Source organism: Nocardia sp. NPDC057455 (assembly GCF_042802775.1).
Lineage (GTDB): Bacteria > Actinomycetota > Actinomycetes > Mycobacteriales > Mycobacteriaceae > Nocardia.
This window is the reverse complement of sequence record NZ_JBHVDM010000193.1, coordinates 1-2,484: the sequence shown is the minus strand read 5'-3', so window position 1 is coordinate 2,484 and position 2,484 is coordinate 1. Positions and strand designations below refer to the sequence as shown.

The window sequence follows — 2,484 nt, the reverse complement described above, 5'->3', positions numbered from 1 at the left end:
GCCGATTATCGTCTCCCGCTGGTTTTCGGTGTTGCCGCTGCGGGTGTCTAACCCCGGGACGGCGAGGGCGGGGCGGGGCCGGCGCGGGGCGCCGGGCTGTTCGCCCGTCGCCGCCGGCTCGATTCTCAGCTCCACGGACCCGGTCTCGGTGAACTTCACCGCGTTGGACAGCAGGTTGCGCAACACCTGCCGCAACCGGGAGTCGTCGGTGAGCAGATCCGTGGGCAGACCGGGTGCGGTGGTGACATGGAAGCCGAGGCTCTTCTGGGTGGTCATCGGCCGGAAGGTGGCCTCCACGTAGTCCAGCAGCTTGCGCAGCGGTACAGCCTCGGGGGTGACGTCCATCTTGCCCGCCTCGACCTTGGACAGGTCGAGGATGTCGTTGATGAGCTGGAGCAGGTCCGAGCCCGCCGAGTGGATGATGCCCGCGTATTCGACCTGCTTGGGTGTCAGGTTGCGGGTCGGGTTCTGGGCCAGTAGCTGCGCGAGGATGAGCAAGCTGTTGAGCGGCGTGCGCAACTCGTGGCTCATGTTGGCCAGGAACTCCGACTTGTACTTCGAGGCGAGCGCGAGCTGCTGGGCGCGGGTCTCCAGCTCTTGGCGCGCCTGTTCGATCTCGAGGTTCTTGGCTTCGATGTCGCGGTTCTGGGTGGCCAGCAGCGCCGCCTTCTCCTCCAATTCGGCGTTGGACCGCTGCAGTTCCTCCTGTTGGACCTGCAGCTCCTCCGAGCGAGCCTGCAGCTCGGTCGTCAGGCGCTGTGATTCGACCAGTAGTTCGTCGGTGCGGGCGTTGGCGATGATGGTGTTGACGTTGACGCCTACCGTCTCCATCAACTGGTCGAGGAAGTCCTGGTGGATGCGGGTGAAGCGATGCAACGAGCCCAGCTCGATCACCCCGAGTACCTGGTCCTCGACCACGATCGGCAGCACGAGGAGGTTGACCGGCGCGGTGCGTCCCAGTCCGGAGGAGATGGTGACGTAGTCGCCGGGCACATCGTCCACGGCTATTGTGCGGCGGCTGCGCGCCGCCTGGCCGACCAGCGACTGACCGAAGGTGAACCGCGACCGGCTACCCGGCTCCTCCGGGCTGCCGTAGGAGCCGATCAGCCGGAGTTCCGGCCGCTCGGCCGTGTCGTCGGCCAGATAGAACGCGCCGAACTGCGCGGAGACCAACGGTGCCAGCTCGGCCATGATCAGCTCGGCCACCACGTGCAGGTCGCGCTGGCCCTGCATGAGGCCCGAGATGCGGGCCAGGTTGGTTTTCAACCAGTCCTGATCCTGGTTGGCCTTAGTGGTCTCGCGCAGCGACTCCACCATCGAGTTGATGTTGTCTTTGAGTTCCGCGACCTCGCCGGACGCCTCGACGGTGATGGAGCGGGTCAGGTCACCTTCGGCGACGGCGCTGGTGACCGCGGCGATCGCGCGGACCTGACGGGTGAGGTTGCCCGCCAACTCGTTGACGTTCTCGGTCAGGCGCTTCCAGGTTCCCGAGACGCCCTCGACCTCGGCCTGCCCGCCCAGCCGGCCCTCCGACCCGACCTCACGGGCCACGCGGGTGACCTCTGCCGCGAACGCGGACAGCTGATCGACCATCGTGTTGATCGTGGTCTTCAGCGCGAGGATCTCGCCGCGCGCGTCCACGTCGATCTTGCGGGTCAGGTCTCCCTGCGCGACCGCGGTGGTGACCTGGGCGATGTTGCGAACCTGGTTGGTCAGGTTGTTCGCCATGGAGTTGACGTTGTCGGTCAGGTCCTTCCACGTTCCCGCCACGTTCGGCACGCGGGCCTGGCCGCCGAGCATGCCCTCGGTGCCGACCTCGCGCGCGACGCGGGTGACCTCGTCGGCGAACGCGGACAGTGTGTCGACCATCGTGTTGATCACGCCCGCCAGCGCCGCGACCTCGCCTTTCGCCTCCACGGTGATCTTCTGGCTCAGATCGCCGCGGGCCACTGCCGTGGCGACCTGAGCGATCGAGCGCACCTGGCCGGTCAGATTGGAGGCCATCACGTTGACGTTGTCGGTCAGGTCCTTCCAGGTGCCCGATACGCCACGCACGGTCGCCTGACCGCCGAGGTTGCCCTCGGTGCCGACCTCCCGGGCGACGCGGGTGACCTCGTCGGCGAACGCCGAGAGCTGGTCGACCATCGTGTTGATGGTTTCCTTGAGCTCCAGGATTTCCCCGCGGGCATCGACCCGGATCTTCTGGGTCAGATCGCCGCGGGCGACCGCCGTGGTCACCTCGGCGATCGACCGCACCTGCGCGGTGAGGTTGTCGGCCATCACATTGACCGACTCGGTGAGGTCTTTCCACGTGCCGGAGACACCCTTGACATCGGCCTGGCCGCCCAGCCGGCCCTCGGTGCCCACTTCGCGGGAGACGCGGGTGACCTCGTCGGCGAACGACGACAGCTGGTCGACCATCGTGTTGATGGTGTTCTTCAGCTCCAGGATTTCGCCCCGCGCGTCCACCGTGATGTTCTGCGT

1 protein-coding gene is annotated in these 2,484 nt (G+C 66.8%); it reads right to left on the bottom strand.

Annotation, left to right across the window (positions count from 1 at the left end; genetic code table 11):
• On the bottom strand, nucleotides 1-2,484 hold a 2,484-nt coding region (locus ACFU5M_RS34350; protein WP_379055773.1), incomplete at both ends, for a HAMP domain-containing protein.